General features: G+C 59.9%; 1 protein-coding gene. It reads left to right on the top strand.

Annotated features, from left to right (window positions below; translation table 11 throughout):
• Positions 1 to 166: 166 nt before the first annotated feature.
• The coding region (locus CSC68_RS15765; RefSeq protein WP_281353889.1) for a phage tail protein at positions 167 to 511 on the top strand (345 nt) is incomplete at its 3' end.

Below are 511 nucleotides of genomic sequence, written 5' to 3'. Positions count from 1 at the left end.
GGATGTCATCGGCCAGTACTGCGACCAGTCAGAGCCGGACGGCTTTGGCGGCACGGAGCCGCGCATCACCTGTAATGCGTACCTGACGACACAGCGTAAGGCGTGGGATGTGCTCAGCGTTTTCTGCTCGGCGAGCCGTGGTGTGCCGGTATGAAACGGGCAGACGATCACTTTCGTGCAGGCCCGCCCGTCGGATAAGACGGGGACTTATAACCGCAGTATTGTGTTGATGCCGGTTGATGGCGCCCCGTTCCGCTCCACCTTCAGCGCCCTGACGGACCGCCATAATGCCGTTGAGGTGAACTGGATTGACCCGAACAACGGCTGGGAGACGGCGACAGAGCTTGTTGAAGATACGCAGGCCATTGCCCGTTACGGTCGTAATGTTACGAAGATGGATGCCTTTGGCTGTACCAGCCGGGGGCAGGCACACCGCGCCGGGCTGTGGCTGATTAAAACAGAACTGCTGGAAACGCAGACCGTGGATTTCAGCGTCGGCGCAGAAGGGCTT

Origin of the sequence: Pseudoxanthomonas suwonensis, from assembly GCF_010093235.1 — a bacterium.
GTDB lineage: Bacteria > Pseudomonadota > Gammaproteobacteria > Xanthomonadales > Xanthomonadaceae > Pseudoxanthomonas > Pseudoxanthomonas suwonensis.
Note: the sequence above shows the minus strand (reverse complement) of the source record. Positions and strands in the feature narration are given on the sequence as shown.